Raw genomic sequence first — 901 nt, forward strand, 5'->3', positions numbered from 1 at the left:
CAGACCCTACGGTAGGAGGCTGATATGCAGACGGAAAATGACGTTGAGAATACTGTGCGCGCATCCGCTGACGCGCGTAGCGAGATCGGTAGCCGCCAAGATTGCGTTGCCGACGCGAGCGTTTCGGTAACGGCTGAGGCAATCACCCACTTCGTCGCGACCATATCGCCCGAGGATTCGCAGGCGAACTGCCCGACACTGAAAACCGATGTCCGCAGCAATGAGTTCGTGGAACTCAAGGCGATGATCGGAAACCTTGTTGGCCGTATCGACGCGCTAGAGGATAAATGCACTTCTCTGAGCGATCAGATGAATATCGTTTCCGTCGAACTCGGGTGCGCCCCGGCCGATATCTCGGCTCTTCGCTCGGAGATTATGTCTCTGAGAGCGCACCTATCGCCTGTTGCATAACTTCGATTGCCTTGCGAAGCGCACCGGAGTCGCCGACCGACGAGTGAATATCCGGGACGTGAACAGTAACGCGGCCTTCTTTGCCGAGATAGCCTTTGTGCAGCGTTACATCCGCATTTCCCGCGCTGTGGAAGCTCACGTTTGCCACGATCCAATCTGCCATAACGAATCCCCCATCTCCAAAGGTTGTGGTGACCGGATGATGGGCGCGCGCCGGGGGCTCTGTCGAGTCTCCGGCGTCTCACCTCCTGCAATACGGTAATCCCATGCGCACCTTGCCTGCCGCCGTCGCCGCGCATCTCGCGGCGCGCAAGCCTTTGCTTGTGCATCAGCTGCTTTGGATCAGCGCGCGCAACCGCACCTCGGGCGCGGTCGAGACGCTGGGCCTCTGGACCGGGGAGGATCACCAGTCGATCACGGTCGGGGGTCAGAGCCGGACCTATTACGGCGCGGGGGCGGTTCTGGGCATCGATCCGGTGACGCAAAGGTC

At 60.0% G+C, this 901-nt stretch carries 1 protein-coding gene and 1 pseudogene; both read left to right on the forward strand.

Annotated features, from left to right (window positions below; translation table 11 throughout):
* The first annotated feature begins 24 nt into the window (after window positions 1–24).
* On the forward strand, window positions 25–411 hold the full coding sequence (locus ABNX41_RS21880) for a hypothetical protein (RefSeq protein WP_438671789.1): 387 nt from the start codon (window positions 25–27) through the stop codon (window positions 409–411).
* Between the two features lie 266 nt (window positions 412–677).
* Window positions 678–901 (forward strand): annotated as a pseudogene (locus tag ABNX41_RS21885) (hypothetical protein); the annotation flags it as partial.

This window comes from Pseudogemmobacter sonorensis (assembly GCF_042762395.1).
In the GTDB taxonomy this organism is placed as follows: domain Bacteria; phylum Pseudomonadota; class Alphaproteobacteria; order Rhodobacterales; family Rhodobacteraceae; genus Pseudogemmobacter; species Pseudogemmobacter sonorensis.